Below are 24,802 nucleotides of genomic sequence, written 5' to 3' on the forward strand. Positions count from 1 at the left end.
TCCGTGCGGCGACGACCGGCTGCCCCCAGAGGAAAATGAGCCCGCAATTGTGACTGAAAACAGCAGCCCGACAGGTTGTCTGCAGTCGGTGCCTGTTGCCCGGAAAGACAGAATCCCCGAGCCGGGAGGCTTCGGTGCCTCCTCTGCCCCCGCTGAAAATAACTCCAGAAAGGACTTCCATGACTGCCCAGCAGGCGACTGAAGAACATGTGCTCGTGGTCCCGACGATGCTGTTCCATGAGATCGGCCACTTCCAGGGCTTTACGACCAACACGCAGCCTTATCTCGACACGCTGTTTGATCCATCCTACGTGAGCTACCGCCCTCGCGCGGCGGTGGAGGAAGACCCGAGTTACAAGCAGCTGATCCCTTACTGCATTTTTCGCTGCGGTGGAGAGATTTTTCACTATGTGCGCGGTAAGGAATCGGGCGAGGGACGACTCCATTCGAAGCGTTCGATTGGGATCGGGGGGCATATCTCCGCGGAAGACCAGACCTCCGGGAGTGCCGTCTACCGGATCGCCATGCAGCGCGAGATTGAAGAGGAAGTGATTCTGGAGACAGCGTTTACGGAAAAGTGCGTTGCTCTGATCAATGACGACACCAGCGATGTCGGACGGGTCCATCTGGGGATCGTCCACATTTTTGATCTGGAAGCGCCCAAAGTTCTTCCAAGGGAAAAGTCGATTATACAGACAGGATTCGAACGACCGTCACAACTGCACGCAGTCCGTGACCAGTTCGAGACCTGGTCTCAGATCTGTTTCGATTTCCTGATGCAGGAAGCGAAGCCGGGTCTTTGACGATTGAACTGATCCGTCCTTGTCGCAGACAGCAGACTGCTGCACGGTTTGCAGCGCGCGCTGCGCGAGGATTGGAGAGAGCAATTGCTCTCGTTCCCGTCCGAGAAAACCCGGAATCCCCTGCCCACTGGGTGGGGGACGGCGATTTTCATTGTGGCTGCGGTCCATTCGCAGCCGACGAAATGATCGGCGGAAAGCCCGTTGCCCTGAGAGACCGGACGGAACCGGTGTTTCCTTTTGATCGCCTGCTGACAAGGAGTGTCGTCGATGAAAGTTTTCAAGCGATTGCTGGTTATTGGAGCCTTGGCCGGTGCAGCTCCGCTGATGGTTCCCACCGAGTCAGTCCTGGCTGCTGAACCGGCAGACGCGACCCGCATCACCGACGATCAGCTGGGCCAGATGATTTCGGCCCTCGGCCTGACACCTGACAAAAAAGATCAGCGTTACGATTTCGCCTTCCGGGCACAGATGGAAGATCAGCAGTGGGAACTGTCGATGTCGGCGGTCCTCAGCCACGACAAAGGCTCGGTCTGGATTATGGCCTGGCTGGATGAACTGCCGAAGGCCTCGGCCGATGTTCCCCGCACCGCATTGCTCCGCCTGCTGTCACAGAATGATCAGCTCGGCAGCGGAAAGTTCTTCGCCTATATTCCCGCGAATCGTCGCTTCGTGATGCAGCGGACCATTCCCAACGAAAACCTGACCTCTGCGCAGCTGCGGATCGCTCTGCAGGACCTGGGAACCAGCGTGGTGGAAACCTATCCAATCTGGTCGGTTTCGAACTGGAATGGCAGTGTGCCTGCCGCCCCGGGCGCCCAGACCCAGTCCGAAGGGGTTGCCCCTGCGTCGCAGTCAGCAGCCAATGAATCCAAATTTGAACAACCGGTTCGTCGCTAAAGCAGGTTGCTCTTTCCAGTGCCTGCGCAGCAAGCGTTTCGTGTGATGAAATGCTCAGTATCCGCGTGGCAAGAACGGGCAGATCAAAGAACAAAATGCCCTAGAGGCGATTGCGTGGCCGCTGACTCACCCGTTGGCGGCCTCACTTCAAGCTGAATTTCTCAACCTGAATTTCGACACGGTCTCCGGGGGCGATACCCGGCTCGCAGCCGCAACTTCAAGGGTCTGTCTTCTCAATCGGGGAAGCCAGTCCCTTTGGGGTTGCGGCTCGCCGCTTTGATCGCTGCTCATTGTCCCCCCCCTTCCCCACAGCAGTTTCGTTGCGCACGTGCTCTGCCCCGATCCTGCGGCGGAGTGCCACTGCTTGTGCGGAGAGCGGTGCTGGCTCCTCGCCGCCGCCCCCAACAGGCGATGCGACTTTTGTGGCCTGAACTTCGACGAGAACAAGTTGTCTCCCGCTGACATGGCAAAGTGCTGAGGCCACCGATAGGATACCCGCGTCGCAACGGTCCGGATTGATCTGTGCGCCGGGGAGGGTTCAACGTGATGAGCCGGTCCGGTGTCACGGAATGCAATTCGAGGGGCCTTGAATCACATCGACTTCACGATCGAGGGGAGCTGCTTCATGAGTTCGAATTCCAGCCACGCTGCTGTTCCGAATGCCCATCGCCTGCTGTGGGCTGGATTCGTAGCCATTCTGGCGACAGGAATTGGCTTTGCCGTCCGTGGAGCGGTGATGAAGTCCTGGGCCAGCATGTACGGCTTCACCGACACGCAGCTCGGCGCGATCGGCATGCAGGGGCTGACCGGCTTCTGCTTCGGCGTGATTATCGGTGGACTGGTCGCTGACAAGATCGGTTACGGCAGGTTGATCGTCGCAGCCTTCCTCTTGCATCTGGTGTCTGCGGGAGTCAGTTTGGCGCCCACAGCCTCTATGTCAAATGCAGAAGTCTTCAGCTGCCTTTACTGGGGGTCCTTCATCTTCGCCGTGGCGAACGGAACGCTGGAATCGGTCGCCAACCCTTTGATCGCGACGGTGTTTCCCCAGAACCGCACGCACTACCTCAACATTTTACACGCCAGCTGGCCGCTGGGACTCGTGCTGGGGGCCGCGATTGCCTTCTTCTGCGGTCCTCAAGGGGCCAACTGGCATTGGAAGATGCAGCTGGGCACCTTCCTCATTCCTGCCATTCTGTATGGCCTGCTGTTTCTGGGACAGAAGATGCCCAAGTCCGAGGCCTCAGAGAAAGGTCTTTCGCTGGGCGAGATGCTCAAGGATGTCGGGCTGCTGGGAGGGCTGGTGATCTGCTTCCTGCTGTCGGTCTTCTTCCAGAAGAGTATTTTTCAGCCGCTGCTGGAAAATGCGATGGATGCCGGTAAGGCAGCGACGATGGCGACCTACCTCGGCTATGGCATTGGGGGAACGCTGCTGATTGCCATCGGGTTTTTGACCCGGTTTTCAATCGGCTCGTTCCTGCTGTTCATCCTGTTTATCACTCACGCCATGATCGGCGCAGTGGAACTGGGGACGGATACCTGGATCCAGAACATTACGGGCGTCATCTTCACGGAACGGCAGGGGAATCTGCTGTTCATTGCGACGTCGCTGATCATGTTCGGCCTGCGGTTCTGTGCCCACTTCATTGAGAAGAAAAGCGGCCTCTCCCCGGTCGGTCTGCTGCTGGTCTGTGCGATTCTGGCCTGCATCGGGTTGAACCTGACAGCCAATGTCAGCACCTTTGCCACAGCGTTTCTGGCCCTCGGAGTCTATGGCGTTGGCAAAACGTTCTTCTGGCCGACGATGCTGGCGGTCGCCAGCGACCGGTTTCCCCGGACCGGTGCGGTCGCCATCAGCATCATGGGGGGGATCGGCATGATGGCGGGGGGGCTCGTCGGCGCGGGGGGCCTGGGCTATCTGAAAGACAAGTTCTCCGGTGAGGCGCTGGCCAAAGCGGGAACCGCCATTCAGACCGAATATCAGGCCACCAACGAAGGGAGCTTTCCCATTCTCTCGGAGATGTTCCCCAAGGTGCGGGGGATCGATCCGGTCAAGCTGAAGAAGATCGAAGACGAAATGGCCACCGCCCGTACCAAAGACCCCAAAGCCGGCTACGACGTCCTGTCAGCCGAAAGCCGGACGGTTTTGGAAGCCTCTGTTACCGGGGCACGCAATACGCTGACGGCCGATTCCGTATTGCCGGCCACGATGGCAGTGATCTATCTGATCCTCGTGATTTATTTCAAATCGATCGGCGGCTATAAAGCAGTTCATCTGGCGGGGACCGCTGCCGATAACGTCTCCGATGAGGACGAGAGTCTTCCGGCCCACGGTTAATGTGGGAGCAACGACTTGTTCCGAATCAGAGTCGATGGCCCCACGCGTGCGAGCCGCTGCACTGCAGAACTCGCACGCGTTGACTTTGCGCGACCCGTCCGGTCGGCAGCACGTACGATGTCTCTGATCCTGATGGAAGCACATTGAATCATGAGTAACCTGACGCAGCTCGTGGATGACTCCGCGGTGAACCTTGTCCAGACGCTGATGGCCATTCCCGGACGGAGTGGTCAGGAAGGCCAGGTGATGGAGTTCCTGCAGCAGGACCTTCTGCGTGTCGGCATTGAAAAATCGCAGATCCAGTTCGACAACGCCCACCGGCAGAGCAGTCTGCCCGGAGGTGAGTGCGGCAACCTGATCGTCAAACTCCCCGGCACCCGGCGGGGTCCCCGGCGACTGTTGATGGCCCATGTCGATACCGTTCCGCTGTGTGTCGGCTCGGAGCCAGTTCGACAGGGAAATCTCATTCGATCCAGGAATGCCTCGACCGCGTTAGGAGGGGATGACCGTGCGGGGGCAGCGGTCCTGCTGAACACGCTCCGTCTCATTCGCGAGCACAATCTTCCCCATCCGCCGCTGACGTTCCTGTGGACAGTGCAGGAGGAAGTCGGCCTGTTCGGTGCCCGTCATGTTGCTGTCAGCAAGCTGGGAGCTCCGAAGCTCTGCTTCAACTGGGACGGCGGCTCGCCGCATCTGGCGACGATCGGGGCCACCGGGGATGATCACGTCGACATTGAAATCACCGGGATTGCCAGCCATGCCGGTTCGGCTCCCGAACAGGGAGTGAGCGCCATTGCCGTGGCGGCACAGGCGATCAGCGCGCTGGTCACCGATGGCTGGTTTGGCAAAGTCGTCAAAGGGAAGAAGTCGGGGACGAGCAACATCGGCGTGATTCATGGCGGCGATGCCACCAACGTTGTGACCGACAAGGTGACACTGCGGGGCGAGTGCCGCAGTCATGATCCCGAATTCCGAGCCAAGATCGTGGAAGCGTATCGCAAAGCCTTTACGAAGGCAGTCAAGAACTACAGGAGTTCCACCGGGCAGACAGGCTCGTTGAAGTTCGTTGCGACGCATAAGTACGAATCTTTCCGCATTGACCCGGGGGCCGACGTCGTCACCGCGGCGCAGGCGGCGATTGCAAAGATCGGACTGAAGCCGGAGACCAAGATCAGCAACGGCGGACTCGACGCCAACTGGATGGCGAAACATGGCCTGCCGGCCGTCACGCTGGGCTGCGGCCAGAGCGCCATTCACACAGTCAGAGAGGAACTGATCGTGGATGCCTTTTTGAATGCCTGCCGGGTCGGCCTGCTGCTGGCGACCGGATCCGAAGTCTGAGTGGGCCAGAAAACAGCCATGTCGCCGTGGGAAACGGTGCAGGCACTCTCCGGAAGCGATAGACTCCGAACATGCAGCGTATCTGGAAATTTCATGATCAGACATGGACGCTTGGTGACTTTCCCCGGCTGATGGGGATCGTCAATGTGACTCCCGACAGCTTCTCCGACGGAGGTCGCTGGGAGAGTGTCGACGCTGCTGTCGCTCAGGCACTGCAGCTTGTGGAAGACGGGGCCGACCTTCTCGATCTGGGGGGAGAGTCGACCCGTCCGGGTGCCGATCCGGTCAGCGAGGCGGAAGAGCTGCGACGGGTGATTCCGGTCATCGAACGGTTGATCGTCGAGACATCGGTCCCGATTTCGATCGACACGACGAAAGCCGCCGTTGCCCGGGCAGCCCTCGCGGCGGGAGCGGTGATCGTCAACGACATTTCCGGGCTGACATTCGATCCCCACATGATCGAAGTCTGCGCTGCCAGCCGCTGCGGTGTCATCGCCATGCATATGCAGGGGACTCCGCAGACGATGCAGCTGAATCCGCATTACGAGCATGTCGTCCAAGAGGTGACAGGCTACCTGCAACAGCGGGTGGCGGTCCTGGAGAGAGCGGGCATTGAACCGGAACGGGTCATGGTCGATCCGGGAATCGGTTTTGGTAAAACCCCGCAGCACAACCTCGATCTTCTCTCGCATGTTCGCGATCTGAGGAGTTTTGGCCGTCCGGTCCTGATCGGACATTCCCGCAAGGGGTTCCTGGGGAAATTGATCGGCAGGCAGGTCGACGAGCGTCTGGCGGGGACGATCGGCGTTTCCATCGCCCTTGCTGCCCAGCATGTCGACATGCTGCGGGTGCATGATGTCCGGGCTGTGCGGGATGCACTGACCGCCTGGGCCCGGATCGAGGCCCAGGCAGAGTGACGTCCGACTGACCCGTTCTTGCTGCGTGGACGTGAGTCACTTCTGATACCGAACCCCAGCTGCGCGGAAGCTGGACAGGGCAATGGACTTTTCCCTTCTCGCGCGGTCGATTCCCCCCGCGCGGAGCGATCAAGCCGAAGTCGGACTGTTCGGAGTCGGGCAGGCAGTCCCTTTGTTGAGCCCTGCCCCGCATGCCAGAATGGAGCCGCTGATCAGGACGATGACTGCCGGGAGCCAGTTCGATCCGGATGGCAGCAGCAGCGTGCCGGCTGTTCCGACGAGCAACATCAGCCAGAGGATTGTTGTGATCGCCGTGCAGCATGTCCCGGCCTGCCGACGGCGGCGCCACATCACGAGGCCCAATGTGATCACAGCGAGAGACCACACCATCGTCATCAGGTGCAACCGGGCCCAGCGAGGCCGCACGTCCAGTGTCAGTTGTGGTTGGCCGCCCACTTTCGAGAAGGAGAGTTCGCGCCCCTCAACCGGCAGAGTCATCGCCAGCGACAGTCCCCCTGCGGAGGTCCAGCGCAGGCTCTCCTGAGATGCAGAGGGAACAGTTTCGGCATTTGGTGACGTGGCTGCCTCCTCTTCCCGAAGGCGTTCGCGCGAGGAGACGGGATCCTGTGGAACGGCCAGCGGCAGCCCCGCCCCACCCCCGGGAGCGGCTACGATACTGAGTTCGTCGCCTGCTGTCGGAATCGGGGGGCGATTGAACGATTGAATCTGCTGGTGGATTTCGGACCGTTGCAAGCGGCTCTGTTCCGCCTGTCCACTCTGTTTTCGTGTGAGCCGACGGGCATCCGTCGCTCCAAAGAAACTGGAGAAATTTGTCTCGGGGTTTTGCGCTCCATCGCTCTGCGACTTATTCAGATCGCTGAGCAGAGAATTCTGAGAAGCGATGAATCCCCGGTTCTGTACGCCACTTTGCCCGGGAACGAATTGCCCGGAGACAGCCCCGCCCTCTTCATCGCGCGCGAGTGCCTCCTCCGCCTGCTCCAGTAGCTTGCGACTCTCGTCGGCCCGGTCCGCGCGGCCGGAACCGGAGATCCCCCCTGACTGTTCCAACTGTCGGACCGTCTGTTCGAGGTTCTTCAGATTATTGCGGGCCTGCAGTCGAACTGTCGGGCTCGAAGAACTGGTGCTGAGGACGCGGGTCAACTCGTTGACATCCGCTTTCAGCTGTTCGTAGCTCCTTTGTTCTTTTAGTGTTATGGAGTCTGTGTGCCAGTTGAGATTCGTCTGCAGCTTCCGTTGCACCGGGGATGCTTCAAAGTCTTCGGGGACGTAGACCGACCAGTGAGTTTGCGCGACAGGCAGGCCATATTCCGGCGAATCGACCTGCGAGACCACCTGCGGAGCGGGAATGGGGAACTTCTCTCCCCACGAGATCCAGCCGGTGGGCAACGGCGAACTGAGTCTTCCGGCCAGGAGTACCGCGACGGGATACGAAAGGTCCGCCTGACTCGTCTGCGGCAGCGAGATCAGTTGGATCGGGGTGTCGCCGATCTTCGTGGTGACAGCCCGGGAGAGTGCTCCCCGCACCTGGACGGACAAGACCTTCGCTTCGGCGGGAAGCTGCAGCCCGAGGAATTGGCGACCACGATTGCGAATCGTGTAGACCGCCTCGGTGCGCCAGCTGCCGTCTCGGGCCAGCACGGTTTTCAATGCTGCCGACAGCACCACGCCGTGAGTTCCACTGGCGGCCTCCACATGTTGCGCCTTCCAGACCGGGAGCCGGTTCGTGCGGACCCGTACAATGTCCATCGCCTGCTGCACCAGATGCGGCGGCATCGTCAGCGGGAGTTCGTCCGCCGAAATTGTCTCCAGCTGTTCGCGATTTTCGGGGGCGAGCTGATTCGCGGAAAGATTGACCAGCGCGGCAAACTGCCGTTGGGTTTCGAGCGGTCGATATTCACCATTCGTCGACTGCGATTCCACTTCGATCAGCGGCGTCTGAATGCGCAGGTCAGACGGAAAGGGCACCGTGGCGACAGCGGTCGCCAGAAAATTCCCTTTGACCGGTTCGCTGAGTGAGATCTGCCAGCGGGTCCGGCCTCCGGCGACTTCGGTTGGCAGCACTTGCCGAATCCCTTCCCCGGTCACTTCCATGTTTGTGAGCCAGGCCGGAGCGGTGAAGACGAAAGTGTCGCTGGCTGCGGTCGCGATGTTCCATCGCAGCGTCAGGCCGTAGTCCACGGTCGTGTCTCCGGCGGCGATGAGAATGCCCGCATCTGCGGTGAGCGAAGGAGTCACTTTCTCCAGCTGGAATTGCAGGGGATCCGGGACTGCAGTTGTTGTGAAGGCAAACTTCGGAGGCTGGGAACGGAGCCGCAGAATCGCGGGCGCTACGGTGTCGGCATTGACGGCCCGCCAGTGCCCCGCGTTGAGGAGCACCGGTTGCGACGTTTCATCAAACCAGATGCCTACGGTCGCGGTCTGGCGGTTCGACTCCAGCAGGGAGGGAACCTCCAATTCCAGCGTCCCATCTTCCCGCGACTGGTGAATGTAGCCATCCAGGCCGATTTCCAATGCGCCGGAGCGAGGCCAATTCAGTTCAATCGTCAGTCGCTGGCGAGTTCCATCGGGACGCACAAACCAGTCGGTTCCTCCCCCACAGACAACATCACGTATCTGATAGCCGGCGGGGAGGGAGATCTGAATCAGACGCTGCGGGAGATTGCCGATCTGCAGCTGCAGTCGACTCGCGATGTTCTGACGGCGATGGACCAGTTGCAGACCATGTTCGGCCGTGCAACGCAAATCGACTTCCCGCCGCGTGGCGGAGAGCCGCAGTTCGATCGGGCGCGAGGAAAACCGGTACGCAAACAGCGGTGGAGTGGCGGCAGGAGCCTGCTCCAGCAGCTCTTTCGACAGCGACGCGACGTTGATCTGCTGCAGTCCGGCCGTGGGAGTGGAGGTGATGGTGAAGGCCTCACCCGCGAAGAGACCGATCTGCCCCGCTTCGCCCGACAGTCCTTCCGCTCCGGCAAACTTCAGGCTGAGCGGCTCACCGCCATTGAGGTCTGCCGGCTGAAACAGTTGTAGAACGAGAGACGTTTCCTCGTCGACAGAATTCTGGAACTGTGCGTGCAGCCGCTTTCGTTCTCCCTGGGGTTCGACACTCCAGTTCAGCAGGTCTGGCCCGAACACCTGACGGATGGCAGCTCCGGAAGGGAGATCGATCCAGGCCTCGTGAAATGCACCCTGTCGGCGGCGCAGCGTGAATTGGTGATTCAGTTCCAGTCCCCCATCGCTGACGACGACGGCAATCGCCGTGTCACCCTGAATCAGTGTCGGGGAATCGCCCGACTGCAGACGACGCCAACTGAGGTCCAGTTTGCCTCCTGCTTCGATCGGTAGGACCGATGTGCGCGGTTGTGAAGTCACTGACCGCAACGCGGCGCCGTTGGCTCGAACGAGCAGGCCATCTTGCGGAGCTTCGAAGCTGAGGATGCCGGCGGGAACCGGGAGAAGTTCGAGCTGAAATTGCCCCTGGGAGGGCTCGCCGTCGACAGGTACGGTCGCTTTGAGATCAAGAATGTGCACTCCGGCGGCAGCCAGCTGCAGGAGGAGTTTCCCATCAGGGCCATTGATGACCGACGCGGGTCCACCGTCAAGCCGGGCTTCGGTCAGCGTCATCTTGGTGAACGGCAGCTGAATCTCCTGCAGCTCGACCGACAGTGATGAGAGGACGCAACGGATTCCGATTTCCGCTTGCACACCGACCGCAGCTGGAACGATACGCACGGCATAATTGACTTCAGAGACGGTTCCTCGCAGTGACGGATCGGTCAGCACGAGAGGTTCCGGATGGGCTGCTTCCCACAATTGCTGATAAAGCGCGGCGGGCACGAGGATGCGTTCCGGGGCGGCAATTTCGCTGAAGGACTTGTAAGGGACAATGACGTAGGGCTGTTGTGGAACCGCTTTCTCGTCGGCGCTGCAGACTCCCGGCAGCACGACCATCACCAGCGTGCAGCAGCAGCCGAGCCGCAGTCCCAGCCAACGACAGCAGTTGAATAGGCCGGAGAGGCCCCACGTCAGTGTTCCTAGAATTCCTCCGAGGAAAATTCCTTGCAGCACCAGCTGCCCGAATGCCGGGAGCAGGGGAGCCAGGGCGACAGGGACCAGAAAGGTTGCCAGGCACCACAGCAGCGTGACCGAGGAACCAGCACTCCGCAGCCACCAACCGAGTAGCGCGCCCCCCAGAGCGATGGTCATCAGGAGCAGGCGGGCGCTGGCACGGCTGAGGTAGCTGATCTCCAGCCGGTGTGATGCCTCAGTGCCGGAATCTCCCGCGTACGAAAACGTCTGCATTCGGGTCTGGGAGGGGATGGTCAGATTCATGGTCAGCGACAGACGGTTCCGAAACTGACCGCGTTCTCCAGCATGAGGGGCGTTCCCCTCCGGGGCTGAAACCGGTGCGGGCGAGGGAGCCTGCGAAATGAAAGGACGCTCGTCCTTCGATTTCTGTTCAAGGTCATATTGGGCAGATGCCGGAGTCTCCAGAGGCGGCTTGGGCGCCGAGGCGGGGGCAGAAGGCTTTAGACCATTCAAGGTTTCCCAGTTCTCGGCCTCGTCTCGGGTGACCACATTCGGAATCATCTTCACCGCGGATTCTGAGTGGCGTCTGACTGATGAAAGAAATAGAGCAAGGCCGACCAACACCAGTGGGACGCCGATCAAGAACACGCGGCGAAATGTCAGGCAGCGTCCGCTCCTGCGTTTGCACCAGGTGGCCAGATAGGCGATCGCACCCACCAGCAGGCCGACGAGCAGCAAACGCAGCAGGTTCGACTTCAACTGGCGTGGTGATGGAACGGCGAATGTCTTCCGGATGCAGGAAAAGCCCACGCAATTGTCCAATACCGGCTGCGGTTGAAAGACGCCGGTACTGCCGACCAGCTCGATCTGATCGGGATAGTGGACCTGCCATTGCTGCTGCAGGATCTCAACCGGTTGCTCCGTTCCACTCCCCGTCACAGCGGTGATGCCAGGGACGGAAGCATCGATGCGGCCCCGATGCGTCAAGGGGGGGAGGGCTGTCGAGTAGAAAACGTTGAGGAGGTGCTGTCCCTCTCCCAGTTGCGATAACGGCAGGCGAATTCCGGAAGCGGTTTCTCGAGCTTCCACGGGAACATCGTCGATCGAAGTCGCCCACAGGCGGGCTCCTTCCGGTAGCCTCACGGACAGGCTCTGTGTTCCGGATGCACTGAAGGTGAGTTGCCAATGATGCTGGGAGTCTCCCGAAACCCCCAGCACGCTGACCAGATCAGCGCGGTGACCGATTGCAGTCGGGATGGCAGCGCGGTCGAACAGAGTCGTCGCGACCACGATGTTCCAGTCACCCTGGATGACACGATAGCCGGCCACGATCTTTTCCTTCGGCAGGTCAGCCACCGGGGGAAAGTCGACCGGGTCGACCGTCAGGAGCGGACCGCCGTCTGCCTGGTGGGCGGTGATGCGGACGAATTCATCCGCTCCCCCGCCGACCGCAACGAAACCACTCTGCGACGCTGCTTGCGGGAACAGAAATTTCGGAGGCGAAAACTCCAACGCGCTCGCTTCGCGCGGAACCCGGACTTCTGTCTCCAGCAGATATTCCCCCTGCAGTTCCCGGTCGAATCCCAGGGTCCAGGTTCTCAGGCCATCGGCCACCTCTGCTGACGTCTGCTCGACGATGCGGACGAGGCTGGCTTGTGGGCCAGCGGGTTTCAGGTTGAACCTCAGCCGGTCTCCGATCGCTTCACTCGTCCGAACCTGCAGCCGCGGCAGGGATCCCCCCTGCACATTCAACCTGGCCTCGAAGTCGCAGAACTCGGATTCCCGGTCCACCCGGAAGAACGTGATCGAATCGACACTCAGCAAGGGCTTCTTCCGCAGCACATCCAGCTGGCCTTTGAAGCCGGGTTCCTGATAACTGAAAGCCGCGCGGAGGCTGCGTGATTCGGCGGCTACCTGCTGGTTCAAGGTTCTGACTTCCGCTGCCGGGGCGGGGTCCAGCCCGGTCAACTCCAGCGGAACGACTTCCAGATCGGACTCGCTGGTAATGCCATACAGAGCTTCCACCAGTGAAGCCTGCATGAGACGCACCTCGGGCAACATCAACCGCACCGGTGATTCCTGAACCGGCCAGCCTTCGGGGTCCAGATGTGCCTGAAACTGGAGTAGAAATCGTTCCGACGGAGAGACGCCGGTGGTCAGCGGAATCCGGATCTCATTGACCCCCGCCATATCGGAACTCTTGGACCAGACTGCCGGCGTTCCGTTGACGGCGACGGAAACGACGGCGTATTCCGCGGGGAATCGCAACCGGGCTTCAAACAACTGGGCGAGGGGGCTCTGCAGGGTGGCAGTGGCCGCCAGATCGACCCCCTGGCGATTTACATTCAGCAGGGTGGTCAGGACCGCCTGAACCTGTTGTTCTTTCAGAATCGGAGTAAACTTCAGCGTGAAATCTTCTTTCCAAAATTGATAGGTCGCCTGCAATGGGTCGGTCGGCCCGTAGCTCAACCGCGTGCCTGCCACCGGCCGAACCCCCTCTTCTTCCACAAACTGCAGGCGCATTGTCTGTGGGTACTCGAGCAGGATTTCGCCGGTGTGGGCGACCATCGACGGAAACCGAATCCCTGGAACCTGCCAGCCTGTGGTATTGCCGTTCTTCAGCAGGCCTTGCAGTTGAATGACACGGCTGCCGTTGAACGCCTGTTGAAAATGAAAAGTGATCTTTCTCCAGCCTTGATCATCCGGCGCGGCCACTTCCCAGCGGAGCAGTTCGTCTGCTTCGACCTTGATGATTTCCAGCGCAGCCGGAAGCTGTGCCTGAATCTCACTGAGCGGTGGTCCAAAGGTTTGCAGCGTGCAACGTGCCGTCCAGGTCACTTCTCCGGGAGAAACGTGCACCCCCAGTTGTGAGTGCACGAACTGCAGCGAGTCCGTTCCAATGTGCTCTCCCGGCGGCGCGATCAGCAGGGAAAGATTCTCGAGTCCCCCCACGGGGATGATGTATTCGGACAGGCCCCCCGACACTTGCGGACGGGGCAACTTCATGTTGTTGACGGAGACCTCGGTCCCGTCGATCGTCGTCAGGCGGAACTCCTCTGCCGATGCACCCAGAGGAGTCACATGGGCCGCCTGCTGGTTCTCACGTTGGAGGAGTGGAGCTGAGAGGCGCAATTCCAGCTGGTGTGTCCCCGCTTTCTCCAGCAGGAATTTCAGTTGCTCCCGACGCTCTCCGGCTCGGGTCAGTCGGGCCGGTTTTCCATCGACGAGTGCGGATTCCACATGCCAACCCCCGCAGCGCAGGCTGAGTTCACTGCCGTCGCGGAAACTCTGGCAGGCGACGGTCACCTCGGCGAGTAACTGACCTTCTTCGATGCGGGCGCGCGTGGTGGCCTGCGACGCCACAGGCTCGGCGGTGAGACCCGGCTGCTGCTGGGCCGCATCACGCGCAGCGCGGAGCAGGCGCTCATACTCTGCCAGAGTCAGAATGGCGCCAATGCGATCCTTCTGAAAGACAGCTTCGAGTGCATCGGCGGGAACGAAAATTCGTTGCGGCTCTGTTGCTGGCAACGGCTCCGCCGCCGGAGTCCGGGCGGGAGTCAGAGCCAACCAGACGAGAACGGCTATTAGCAACCGGCAGCCGGATTGTCGCAGCGGACTGGAGGAGATGTGATTTATCATGATCAAGGTTCATCAGTCACTGCGCCAGGAAACGGGCGATCGACGACTTCAGGCGACAGCTCCCCCATCAGGTTGTGGAGGCACGACCGGATCCGTTGCGGCTGGCTGCGGAGCATTCCCGGCTGGGGGACTCTTCTCCGGATCGAGCGTGCCTCGTGAACGATGGAACAGCCCGTGGATGATCCAGAGACCGATCACGAACAGGATTCCGAAGCGGGCAGCAGTCAATCCCTCATTCAGCCCGTGACTGTCGACCAGTCCGTAGAGTGACGCCACAAAGGCTGTCAGCAGTGTGATGGTGAGCTTGTTTTCCCAGGCGGTCCCCATCAGGACCCAGCCGATGATGGCGACAGCCAGGCTGAAGGTGAGGGTCATGGAGATCTTTTTCCACCAGCGGACATCCAGTTCATGGGCCCCGCCCAGATTGGAATAGACGTAAGGGATGCGGCCATCGGTCGGCAGTTCGGCCGGGGCAGCCACCTTCTGTCCCGCGGAGATCCAGGGATCGAGGGTCTGGGTCGAATGGCTTGCCTTGCGCCCCACCAGCCAGGAGAAGGGCCGCTTTCGCTGCAGCAGTTCAAACCCCTGTGGATTTCCCACCAGCACGAATTCGTGAGGGACCCAGACGACCGCCTTGAGGTCCTGAACCACGCTGGCATCATCGGCACCCAGGATCGGTAACGGCAATGCGATGCGTCCCCGTCCGAACTGGCTTTCCCCCAGGGGAGGATTCACTTTCCACAGAAATTGAAACGTCAGCAGGAACGGGGTCTCCGACGATTCCGGCCGTGCGACGTTGATCCAGAATGGAGTCCAGTGTGGTCCGGGTGACTTGGCGGAAGTTTCGGTCCCCTTTTCCAGCTTCACTTCCCGGTCGTTGAGAAATGCGCCGAGGACTTCGAGGTTCACCGGAAGGAAGACGAGCAGTCGCTGCCGCTCGGACGTTTTGACCTGATAACGACAACGGTAGGTTGCTTCGGCATCCTGACTGGTGACGACTTCAACCAGGCTGCGGGAGACGACGGTCGAGACCACCGGCTGAACTTCAAACCGTCGGCTCTGCAGAGCGAGCTCGACAGGCCGTGCTGCCAGATCACGGTAATAGCGGTAAGCGAAGGCCGCGTCTTGCGGAAGATTCGACAGCTCGCGCGGGTCGATGGGCTCAATATCATTTCCGGACGGAGTCACGTTGACCGACAGCGAGCGGTCCTGCAGAACTGCAATCTCTCCCTGCACGCGTGTCAGCGGCGTGGTCACTTCTCCGGAGGCGTTCACCAATCCCAGCGGCCGGACAGGCTGAATGGTGAGTGTCGCTTCAGACTGATCCTTCCCTGTCGCGGCAGGAATCTCGTACTGCACCTGCAGTCGCTGCCGGCCGGTCGCCGGACGCTGGGTGGTCACCGTCCAGACGACCCGACCATTTTCCGCAGGAGCAGCAGACTTCTGCTTGATGGGAGCCGAACTCTGGTCGTTGGGGCCATTCTCGATCCGGACCCGGCTGGAAATCGATTCGGGAACTTCAAAGCGGAACGTGTCGACACCGGCATAGTCGATCCGATAGAGGAGTTCGGTTTTGACCTGTGTCAGATCGGGCTGCATCTCGACCAGCGTGGCGACATCGGCTGCGAGCCGGACCGGTTTGTGCAGAATCGTCACCGGAATGACCACCGGTCGGTGATTGAACGACCAGGATGCCGCCAGCGTGGCATCGCCACGCGTCGGGAGTTGCTGCGGAATCGCCAGAGGGTGTGCGGACTGCAGCCCGGACTGCTGGGTGATCACTTCGAGGGAGTCGCTGGCGAAAACGTGAACGACACCCGTGTCACGTTCCACATCCAGCGGTTCAATCAGAGGCAACGGCTGCGGAGAGGAGGCATCATCCGGCAACTTCTGATGAGCGTGAATTTCGAGTGAGATCTGCTTCTCGATCCGTTCCCGGAATTCCACGATCAATTTGCGGGAACCGGCATCCACACGGAATTCTTTCATTTCCGGACAGGAGACGTCATTGATAGTCACCCCCTCGGGCAGCTGAAAGGAGAGATCGAAGACGCCGGCCCGGTCGATCGCAAACTGGTAGTGGCCCTTCAGTAACAACTCCCCTTCGCGGACATCGATGTCGGTTCTGCTGGTCGCCAGAATGCGGGGCTGAATGGGATCGACGGCCAGCCGAAGCAGGTAATCGGACGAGTAAAACTGGAAGGCGAGCAGTGTGTCCCCCCCCGACAGGAGTCGTGAATCGATGGCCGGGCCATTGATGCGGACGAGCCCCTGCTGCTCCTGAACCGTGGTGGAAAAACCGGGAGCCTTCTGGAAAATGAGCTGGCCGCTTTCACGATTGACCCCTTCCACGTGAAAGCCATCAGGCCCCCCGAATGTCAGTCCCGAGGGGTCGAGTTTTCGCTCCAGCTGCAGGTTCAGTTCGGCCTCTTTTTCAACCGGGGTGGCAAATTCAACAAGCACGCTGGAGCGGCCGCCGGACTCTTCCTGACGCCAGTTCCGAAGCTGAATGGGAGAGCGGACAGACAACAGTCGCTCGCCGTTCGGGAGCGCGATGCGGACATGGGGGAGTTTGCCGCGCAGCACGCTGAGGGCGATCTGTGAATGCGTCTGGGCGATGCCGTCCTGGAGGGAGACAGACATCAGGTTGCGGGCGTTGGCCAGTAATTCGGCCTCGGTGTTGCTCCCGTCGGCATTCCACGAAATCGTGAAGAAGCTGGACGGTGCCAGGCGGGCCACAATCTGTGTGGAATCCCCTTCCGTCGCCGTGGACACGATCAGAGCCTGGGGCTGAATCGAGACATCGCGATTTTTGCCACGGACACTGAATTTCAGCGTGCTGATGGGTGGGGCGGGACCGATCGGGACCAGTTCCAGCCTTGTTTCCTTGAGCCAGGACTGGCCCGTCATTTCGATGGAAATGACCTGGGTTCCCTTGCCGCGTAAGTGGAGAAGATCGCTTTTCCTCGTCCCTCTTTCGAGGACCGGGTTTTTGTCTCCCGAAACCTTGCCGATCGCCAGACCACCAAAGTTGACCGGAATCGCCACAGGGCCATCCGCGAAAAGTTCCGCCGTGAGTCGCAACTGGATGCGGGCGGAGTTCCCTTCTGCGGTGATGTCGTACTCAGCCTGCGTCAGGACCCCTTTTTGAGTGGCGGACGGCTGTTGATGCGACTGCCAGAAGTTCAGCAGCCGCTGGTAGTCTCCGTACGGAATGACCACATTCTGGGGTTGTTCAAAGCCCTTCAGCAGATCGCTGTAGGGGAGATAGACCAATGCCGGAGGACCGGAGGGAGGCGAATCAGGTTGTTGCGCGAAGCAGGCCCTTCCCACGATCACCAGAACACATGCCAGTGAGAATGCCAGAATTCGTTCTCGCCGCATTCCGCGCCTCTTTCCCTGCCCGCCGAAAATTCCATTTCCGCAGACTATACTGAATAGGCAATTCAGATCAAAACCTTCGAGACCAGAGTTTGACGCGAATGGAACGGTCGTAGTGCCAGAAAACTGTAACGATTACGTGGAATTTCACGGGCGTAGGATGTTCGGGTGATTTTGCAACACCCTCAGGTCGAAAATGTGAACTCACATTGGTTGCATTTTTTTGCTACTGCAAAAGAATGCATTTATCTGTGACTTTGGGGTTTGTTTAAGGATTTTGCGACGTCTGGTTGCATAAAAACAAATCAATTTTTGGCTCGAAATTGATTTTTAGGCTTGAAATGCCTTGCGTTTTTCTGCATCACATACCTTGCAAAGCGGCTCGTCTTACGGGGAAGTGATTGTATGTGTGAATATGCCCGCGGTGATGATTACTGCGTTTCCCGCTTTCGCTGGTACGATGTTCCTGCCTTGGTTCTGCTCCACCGCCCCATCCGCTGCAAAATGTGCGGTCGACGCTCATATGGAATTGGCGTGGGGAAGTTTCGCTTTCCGGTGATCCCCTATCTCTGGATGCACTGCATCGCTTCGATTGCGATTATCGGTGCCCTGACGTTCCTGGTGACGCACCATGGAGACTCTCCGGTGCTGTCACGGTGGTTTGCCGGGCACTGATGGCTTTGTGCCTGCGGCGTTTCCGGGAAAGGCTGTAGGCTGTCAGGAGTTTCGGCGTTGCCGGACAGCGAGTTCCGTGTTGACGCCGCCCCCGTTCATTGTGACAACTTCTGCGGGACACTGCCCTGACCCGGCCGGGGGGCTGGGCAGCGTCCCTTCAGGCCGAATCTGCCCCTGGAGTGAGAGAAGGAACGGTGAGCTGGGGGGCCTGTCTCGAAGCTGGAGACAGTGTCCACAAAAGATCCCGTTGCGACGGGCGTGGCGGGCGAGTCTGGATCGAATGAAAGCTGTTCGGAGCCTCTCCCGGGTTGCGGAACATTCCCCGGGCGAGGTTCCGGACGAGCCAATCTGGCAGCGGACACGATTGGGAACCCGATTTGCTCGATTCACTTGGCAGGCAAAAATGCCTGAAATCCTGCCAATTTGATCTGCATTCCGGGTTCAAGCATGCCATCCCCGCGCGCTTTCACTCGCGAGCAATTGCGTGCCGTCGACAGATACTCCATCGAACAGCTCGGTCTTCCAGGACTGCTGCTGATGGAGAATGCCGGCCGCGGCTGTGCGGAGCTTCTGCTCCAGCAGCGGCTGACGTCCTCGGCCCACGTCTGTGTGTGCTGCGGCAAAGGGAACAACGGCGGTGATGGCTTTGTCCTGGCGCGCCATCTGAACGCACACGGGGTTTCGGTGCAGGTCCTGATCTTTGACCGTCCCGAACTGCAGTCCCCGGATGCGGCGGCCAATTATCGTGTGCTGATCAACGCCGATCTGCCGGTGCGACACCTGGAACTGCCACGCGATTGCCTGGTGCTGCGTCAGGAACTCCAACGCGCCGACTGGATAGTCGATGCCCTGCTGGGGACAGGGACTCAGGGGCCTGTGCGGGGGGCTTATGCCGACGCGATTACGGAAATCAACGCCGCGGCTCGACCGGTACTCGCTGTTGATCTTCCCTCGGGACTCGACTGCGACACGGGGAGTGAGACGCCCCACTGCGTGCGTGCAAAAATCACCGCGTCGTTCGTCGCACCCAAACTCGGATTTGATTCAGGTTTCGGACGAGACCATTGCGGAAAGGTGGAAATTCTCTCGATCGGCACCCCACAAAGGGCGTTGACGTTCGCGGCGAACTGCGAAGAATTCCGAAATTCAGACCCACCTTGATGCGATGACACCTGCCTCCTGCAATTCCTTCTTTCCCTGTTCGAGCTCCCAGCCGGGGCTCGTGGAGTCGGGCAATCATCTCCAACTCAATTGACGAAGAGGATGAACCATGACAGAACCCAAACGAAGTTTGACCTGGATTATGACCGCAGTCGGAGGAGCCTGCGTCGGCGTGGCGCTCTCCGGGCTTTCCGAACCGACTGTCGCCAGCCCGAAGCCCCTGCCTGTTGTTGCCGCCCATGAGCCGGGTGATCTCTCCAGAGCGTTCCGGGATGTTGCCGCAAATGTGCTTCCCGGGGTTGTTTCGATCCGTACGGAATCACGCGGACCTGAAACGACCAGCGTCAGAGATGGCGGTCCCGCTATCGGATCTCCGGAAGAAGAAATGCTGCGGCGGTTCTTCGGGAACAATCCGCAATTCGAAGGAATGATTCCGCAGATGCCCGGACGACCCCGCGGAGGCATGCCCCGACAGCAGGGGGCCGGTTCCGGATTTATTATCGATGCCGACGGGATCATTCTGACCAACAGCCATGTGGTCGAAGGAGCGAATAAAGTCTTCGTCACGCTCGACAGCGGCCGCGAAGTTCAAGCGGAATCCTGGAATTTCGATCCTCGCTCCGACGTGGCGATCGTGCGGATCAAAACCCAGGAGACGCTGCATCCGCTGGTTCTGGGGGACAGCTCCCAGATGCAGGTCGGAGACTGGGTGATGGCCTTGGGCAATCCCTTCAATGTGGGGACCACCGTCACGCAGGGGATCATCAGCGCCACGGGTCGTGGACCGCACATCAATGAGCGGGAAGAGTTTCTGCAGACCGATGCAGCCATCAACCCCGGCAACAGTGGCGGCCCGCTGGTGAATCTGTTCGGAGAAGTGATCGGGATCAACACCGCGATCTCGACCCGCAGCGGCGGCTATGACGGGATCGGCTTCGCCATTCCCTCCAATAATGCCCGCTGGGTGGCTGAGCAGCTGATTGCCCACAAGGAGGTCAAACGCTCTTACCTGGGCGTGAGCCTCAAGAATCTGACCAGCGATCTGCGCGATAAACTGGGAGTGCCAGTCGGACAGGGGGCGCTGGTTCTGGATGTGATCGCTGGCGGACCTGCAGAAAATTCGAAGGTGCAGCCGGGAGACGTCATTCTGGAATTTGCCGGCAAGAAGATCGCCAATAACGACTCACTGGTCGGCGTGGTGGAACAGTCGGCACCCGGTTCAACGTACGACATGGTCGTGCTGCGTGATGGCAATAAGGTGACCTTGCCTGTGAAGCTGGAGCCGATGCCCAGCGACTATGGAGCCAGCCTGCGGCGGGCACGCGTTCAGGAGAACAACAAATCTCCGAGCAAGCCGGAACAGGTGGATGTCGACAAGCTGGGAATCCAGGTGTCCGAACTGAATGCCGAACTTGCGGACCAATTAGGACTGGATCAAAAGATGAAGGGTGTGATTGTCCGCGACGTGAAGGCCGGAACTCCAGCTGAAGAGGCAGGAGTCCAGACCGGGGATGTCATTCAGCGTGTCGGCAAAACACCTGTCGCCAACCTCGCCGAGTTTCAGGCCGCAGTTGACAAGGAAGACCTGTCCAACGGCGTTCTCTTGTACCTCAAGCGAGGGAAGGGATCGGAAATTCTGGTCGTGAAGCCTGTGAAGTAAGTTTTCGAGCGCTTTCATGCAGGAAGCTGACTCTGAAAGCTGACCGTGAAAATTCACTGTGCAAAAGCCCGGAGGTGGAAACATCTCCGGGCTTTTTTCGTCGACTGATCTGCAGGTCAGTTCACGGGGGGAGTCGCGGCAGGCCCCGGCAGGCCATGTCGGGTCGACTCGCAGGCGTACTGCGGGTGATCGATGTCACGTCGTCCCATCGCACCGGAGACATCATCGAACCCCGGGTCTCCAGCGCAGGGACCGCTCACGCTCGTCACGTGGAGGCCTGTTGGTGATCACCAGCTCTTGCTCAATGGGGGAACAGGCTCCCGCTCCCGGCTTGCGAGCATTTTGACTTCCGGTTGATCCCGTCTCGTCACGCGGACATGAGCATTTCATCACACGAGACGCTTGCTATGCGGGGACTGGACAGAGCAACCTGCTCTAGAAAATTCCGCCAAGCAGTCCGGGAGGGAGTAACTGACTGACGGTCCAGCGGCCAATCTGATGGACTTCCCGACGATGGACTTTCCCCACGGTGATCAGCTCTTCCTGTTCCAGAATCACGTCGGCATCTCGCGGCAGCTTCCGCACTCCGTGAACATCGACCCGCGGATCGGGGAACAGCAGCTTCTTGGCAATTTCTTCTTTCGTGCCGGTCAACGGCTCCTGACTCGTCAATCCCTGCAGGTGTCCCGGAATTCGCAGCGTATACATAATGATCCTGATTCGAAATCTGATTGCCTGGGCACTATCACCACCGGCGTCTCGCCCTGAACTGCTGGCGACGCCTTCTTCCGTTAAAAAGGAAGCACGCAATTCCTCAGCAGCACGAAGCCCAACCACGGGGCGTCTGTTCATTCTGAAGAGCAGACTGCTCTCTGTTATTCCCGCAGAACACGGACGCTGGCAGGCCTCGGAAAGGATCGCGTGGCTGGCCCGGCAGGAGGTCCACGAGTGACCAGTTCCTGATTTCCCGTCCGCCTCGCAGCGGGGACACCTGGCCTGACCGCAGGCGTTCCGCATGGGTGCGTCCTGGAGGAGCTTCCGGTCCGCACCACCGCGCATTGTAAAGCAATCTCCCCTCATCAGGGCAATTCAAATTTTTCGAATCCCAAATTCCCTGCGCCGGGAGCAAGAGGATGTCACAACAGTTTTGGCCGATTCATCCTTGGGCCGGCGCACGCCTGCGGAAGCCCGCGCTGGCGCAGCGACGAGGGAGCGAGCGCAAAATTTCCCGCGGGAGGAGTCGGGCAGATGACCGGTGAAAATTCCTTACTCCGCAAACCCTTCGCGCAGCCAGTGGATCGCCAGCAGCATGGCTCCGCGAGCGGCGTTGGTTTCCGAGAGAGCATTCAACATCACGAAGTCGTGAATGATCCCCTGAAAACGGACGGCCGTCACCTCGACACCGGCGGCCCGCAGCTTGTTAGCGTAGGCTTCCCCTTCATCTCGCAGCACGTCCGCTTCGCCAGTAATCACCAGTGCCCGGGGGAGACCCTGCAGTTGTTCGAGACTGGCCAGGAGCGGGGAAGCGGTGATCTGCAGCCGGTCTTCCGGTCGGGCCAGATATTGATCCCAGAACCACTGCATGCCGTCGCGGCGAAGGAAATATCCCTCGGCGAACTGATGGTAAGAGTCGGTATCGAATGACGCATTGGTCACCGGATAGAACAGCAGCTGCTGTGTGATGGCGGGGCCACCCCGCTGCTTGGCGAGCAGGGTGCAGGCGGCAGTCATGTTGCCTCCGACGCTGTCGCCGGCTACAGCCAGCCTGCGGGGATCTCCTCCGAGTTCCTGGGCCGATTCACTGACCCAGCGGATGACAGCAGAACACTCTTCGACTGCCGTGGGGTATTTCGCTTCAGGGGAGAGACTGTATTCAGGAAACACCAGGACCGCATTGACCCCGACACACAGTTCTCGGATCAGACGGTCGTGCGTGTGCGCGTTCCCAAAAACCCAGCCCGCTCCGTGAATGTACACAATGACGGGCAAACCGGCTCCCGCTTGTCGCGGCTTCAGAACTTTGACCGCGACCTTGCCGGAGGGACCGACCGGGAGCACCTTGTCGATGATCTCGACATCCGGTTTGGCAACCGGCTCGGACTGAACCTTGTCGACGGCCGCGCGTCCTTCGGCCGGTGGGATTTGAAATAGAAACGGCGGTTTTGCGGTCTCATCCGCGAATTTCCGGGCGGCAGTTTCCAGTTGAACAGGATGCGACATCAGGATCTCCGGTTGAGACGAGGAATTTTGACTCAGCAGTGAAGAAACTCCCGTGGCAGGGCAGCGTCGACTTTCCTTGAAAGCAGGGGGCACACCGTGCGGCGGCGGCCAGGGGGATTAGAAATCAAAATGCTCTAACGGCGCCGAAACAAGCCCCTTGAAGGGGTCGAGGGGACCGGCTTTTTCTGACGATGAGCCCTTTCCCACTGCATGGATCCATAGTTAATGCCGCTGATGTTGAAGCTGCGGTAAGGATTGTTGCGGCTGATGGGAGCGGCGTCGGCCCCAACACTCAAAGCCGTCATCAGCAGGAAAGTGAGGCAGGCCAATTTCATCTGATGGGTCCTCATGAGGTCACAACGTGTCTCACGGAAGTCGTTCATCTTAGCCGTGTTGATGAGCTCCACAAGAGGGCTCGACCCGCTGCGGCTGGATTCCCGGTCGGGCATCAGGCTAAGATCGTCGCTGTTTCAACAGGGCTGCTGCGATTCCTTGCCTTTGTTCTCCGGGTCCTATTTCGGCTGGCTGCCGGGTTCAGAAATTTTTCCAACGGCGCAGCGTGTTTTGACGTAGTCAGGGAGTCGGCCTGCGGACAGGGGCTCGTGGTTCGCCTGACGACAGGGCCTGAGGGATTTCAAAGAGGGCTTGTTTCCGGAGTGATGCTCATCTCCATGTCAGCTCGACCACTGAAAAACGAGGATCTGGTGCTGCTCAGTCAGGAACTGGGGAGCATGATCAGGGCGGGCGTCCCGTTGGATCTGGGGCTGTCGATGGCGGCGCGCGCGACGCGGGGACGACTCTCCCGTCTGCTCGACCGCCTGCAGCAACGTCTGCTGCAGGGAGAATCGCTCGATGTGGCGATTCAGGCAGAACAGGGACTCCCCCCTGTCTACCGGGCCGTTGTCGTGGCAGCACTTCGTTCTTCGCAACCGAATCAGCTGCTGAATCAACTCGCGCAGATGACTCAGAATCTGAACTGGATGCAGCGGAGGATGGGCATGCAGATGATCTATCCGGCGGCTGTCGTCATCGTGGCGATGCTGCTGGGAGGTTTTATGCTGGAGGCCTGCCTCGACCGGCTGGTGGACTTCTACAAAAACCTGAGAATCCCGCTCACGCCCTGGCTGGAGTGGCTCTCGCGGCAGCGGTCGGTGATTCTGCCGCTGATGGGACTGATCGTGGGGAGCTGCTGTCTGTTCGTCCTGCAGTTCTTCTGGCCGACACTCCGGGCGATCTGGCGTCTGCCGGGGACGGGCCCTCTTTTCCGAGAACTCGAGGCTTCACGGTTATCGTCGGTCGCTGCCCTGCTGATTCGGAGTGGGATTCCCTTGCCGGAATCTCTGCGACTGAGTGCGGCGGCAGTTGAATCGAAGGCCTGGCAGAAGGACCTGCATTCGCTGGCTCTGGCCATCGAACAAGGCCAGCCGTTGTCGGCCGCGTTGCTTCACCAACGGTCGCTGCCACCGTTTCTGCAGTGGCTGATGCTGGCTGGAGAACGGGATTCCCAACTCGATGAGGCGCTGCAGCAGTCGGCAACCTTTCACCGGGAACGGGCCATGCGACGGGCCAACCTGCTGCAACGGGTCTGGCCCACCCTGCTGATCCTGTTTGTAGGAGGGTGTCTCACTTTCTTTTATTCGATGACGTTGATCCTGCCCTTGCAACAACTCTGGACGGATCTGGCCCTGACTCCCCGATGATGTCGGCAGTGTCCGGAAGAGTCTTT

The 24,802-nt window shown here is 59.9% G+C and carries 15 protein-coding genes; 9 read left to right on the forward strand and 6 right to left on the reverse strand.

The genetic code is table 11. The features are described 5' to 3' along the window. Positions 1-179: 179 nt before the first annotated feature. From SH664x_RS02770 to folP, 5 genes are all read left to right on the forward strand, one after another. Entirely contained in the window at positions 180-803 is a 624-nt protein-coding gene (locus SH664x_RS02770; RefSeq protein ID WP_437204851.1) for a phosphoesterase, read from the forward strand. 267 nt (positions 804-1,070) lie between these two features. Beyond that, positions 1,071-1,700 carry a type III secretion system chaperone gene (locus SH664x_RS02775; protein WP_437204853.1) on the forward strand — a complete coding sequence of 210 codons (630 nt, stop codon included), beginning with the start codon at positions 1,071-1,073 and terminating at the stop codon, positions 1,698-1,700. A 625-nt stretch (positions 1,701-2,325) separates the two neighbouring features. Next, positions 2,326-4,035 (forward strand): MFS transporter, encoded by a 1,710-nt coding sequence (locus SH664x_RS02780; protein WP_437204855.1) that lies wholly within the window; start codon positions 2,326-2,328, stop codon positions 4,033-4,035. A gap of 150 nt (positions 4,036-4,185) precedes the next feature. Continuing rightward, complete coding sequence (locus tag SH664x_RS02785) at positions 4,186-5,376, forward strand: M20/M25/M40 family metallo-hydrolase (protein ID WP_437204856.1); 1,191 nt, start codon at positions 4,186-4,188, stop codon at positions 5,374-5,376. 71 nt (positions 5,377-5,447) lie between these two features. Further along, entirely contained in the window at positions 5,448-6,293 is an 846-nt protein-coding gene (folP, locus tag SH664x_RS02790; RefSeq protein WP_437204858.1) for a dihydropteroate synthase, read from the forward strand. A gap of 129 nt (positions 6,294-6,422) precedes the next feature. On the opposite strand, the gene SH664x_RS02795 is transcribed toward folP, so the two are convergent. Both SH664x_RS02795 and SH664x_RS02800 read right to left on the reverse strand, forming a co-directional pair. Continuing rightward, entirely contained in the window at positions 6,423-13,979 is a 7,557-nt protein-coding gene (locus tag SH664x_RS02795) for a hypothetical protein (RefSeq protein ID WP_437204859.1), read from the reverse strand. Positions 13,980-14,027: 48 nt separating this feature from the next. Further along, complete coding sequence (locus SH664x_RS02800; RefSeq protein WP_437204861.1) at positions 14,028-17,363, reverse strand: hypothetical protein; 3,336 nt, start codon at positions 17,361-17,363, stop codon at positions 14,028-14,030. Between the two features lie 402 nt (positions 17,364-17,765). On the opposite strand from SH664x_RS02800, the gene SH664x_RS02805 reads away from it, so the two are divergent. The 3 genes from SH664x_RS02805 (at position 17,766) to SH664x_RS02815 (ending at position 20,856) form a co-directional block, all read left to right on the forward strand. Further along, positions 17,766-18,035, forward strand: coding sequence for a hypothetical protein (locus SH664x_RS02805; RefSeq protein WP_437204863.1), 270 nt, complete (start codon positions 17,766-17,768; stop codon positions 18,033-18,035). A gap of 447 nt (positions 18,036-18,482) precedes the next feature. Beyond that, entirely contained in the window at positions 18,483-19,196 is a 714-nt protein-coding gene (locus tag SH664x_RS02810) for an NAD(P)H-hydrate epimerase (protein WP_437204865.1), read from the forward strand. A gap of 109 nt (positions 19,197-19,305) precedes the next feature. Continuing rightward, a complete protein-coding gene (locus SH664x_RS02815; protein WP_437204867.1) occupies positions 19,306-20,856 on the forward strand; it encodes a Do family serine endopeptidase in 1,551 nt (516 codons plus the stop codon). Between the two features lie 116 nt (positions 20,857-20,972). On the opposite strand, the gene SH664x_RS02820 is transcribed toward SH664x_RS02815, so the two are convergent. From SH664x_RS02820 to SH664x_RS02835, 4 genes are all read right to left on the reverse strand, one after another. Then, on the reverse strand, positions 20,973-21,116 hold the full coding sequence (locus tag SH664x_RS02820; protein ID WP_437204869.1) for a hypothetical protein: 144 nt from the start codon (positions 21,114-21,116) through the stop codon (positions 20,973-20,975). Positions 21,117-21,291: 175 nt separating this feature from the next. After that, positions 21,292-21,564: a hypothetical protein gene (locus tag SH664x_RS02825; RefSeq protein ID WP_437204871.1), complete on the reverse strand. Its 273-nt coding sequence runs from the start codon at positions 21,562-21,564 to the stop codon at positions 21,292-21,294. 558 nt (positions 21,565-22,122) lie between these two features. Next, entirely contained in the window at positions 22,123-23,076 is a 954-nt protein-coding gene (locus SH664x_RS02830; RefSeq protein WP_437204873.1) for an alpha/beta hydrolase, read from the reverse strand. 134 nt (positions 23,077-23,210) lie between these two features. After that, positions 23,211-23,411 carry a hypothetical protein gene (locus SH664x_RS02835; RefSeq protein ID WP_437204874.1) on the reverse strand — a complete coding sequence of 67 codons (201 nt, stop codon included), beginning with the start codon at positions 23,409-23,411 and terminating at the stop codon, positions 23,211-23,213. Between the two features lie 336 nt (positions 23,412-23,747). Here SH664x_RS02835 and SH664x_RS02840 point away from each other — a divergent pair, with 336 nt between their 5' ends. Next, on the forward strand, positions 23,748-24,776 hold the full coding sequence (locus SH664x_RS02840; RefSeq protein WP_437204875.1) for a type II secretion system F family protein: 1,029 nt from the start codon (positions 23,748-23,750) through the stop codon (positions 24,774-24,776). Positions 24,777-24,802 lie beyond the last annotated feature (26 nt).

It is taken from the genome of Planctomicrobium aquicomposti, from assembly GCF_051466325.1.
Lineage (GTDB): Bacteria > Planctomycetota > Planctomycetia > Planctomycetales > Planctomycetaceae > Planctomicrobium.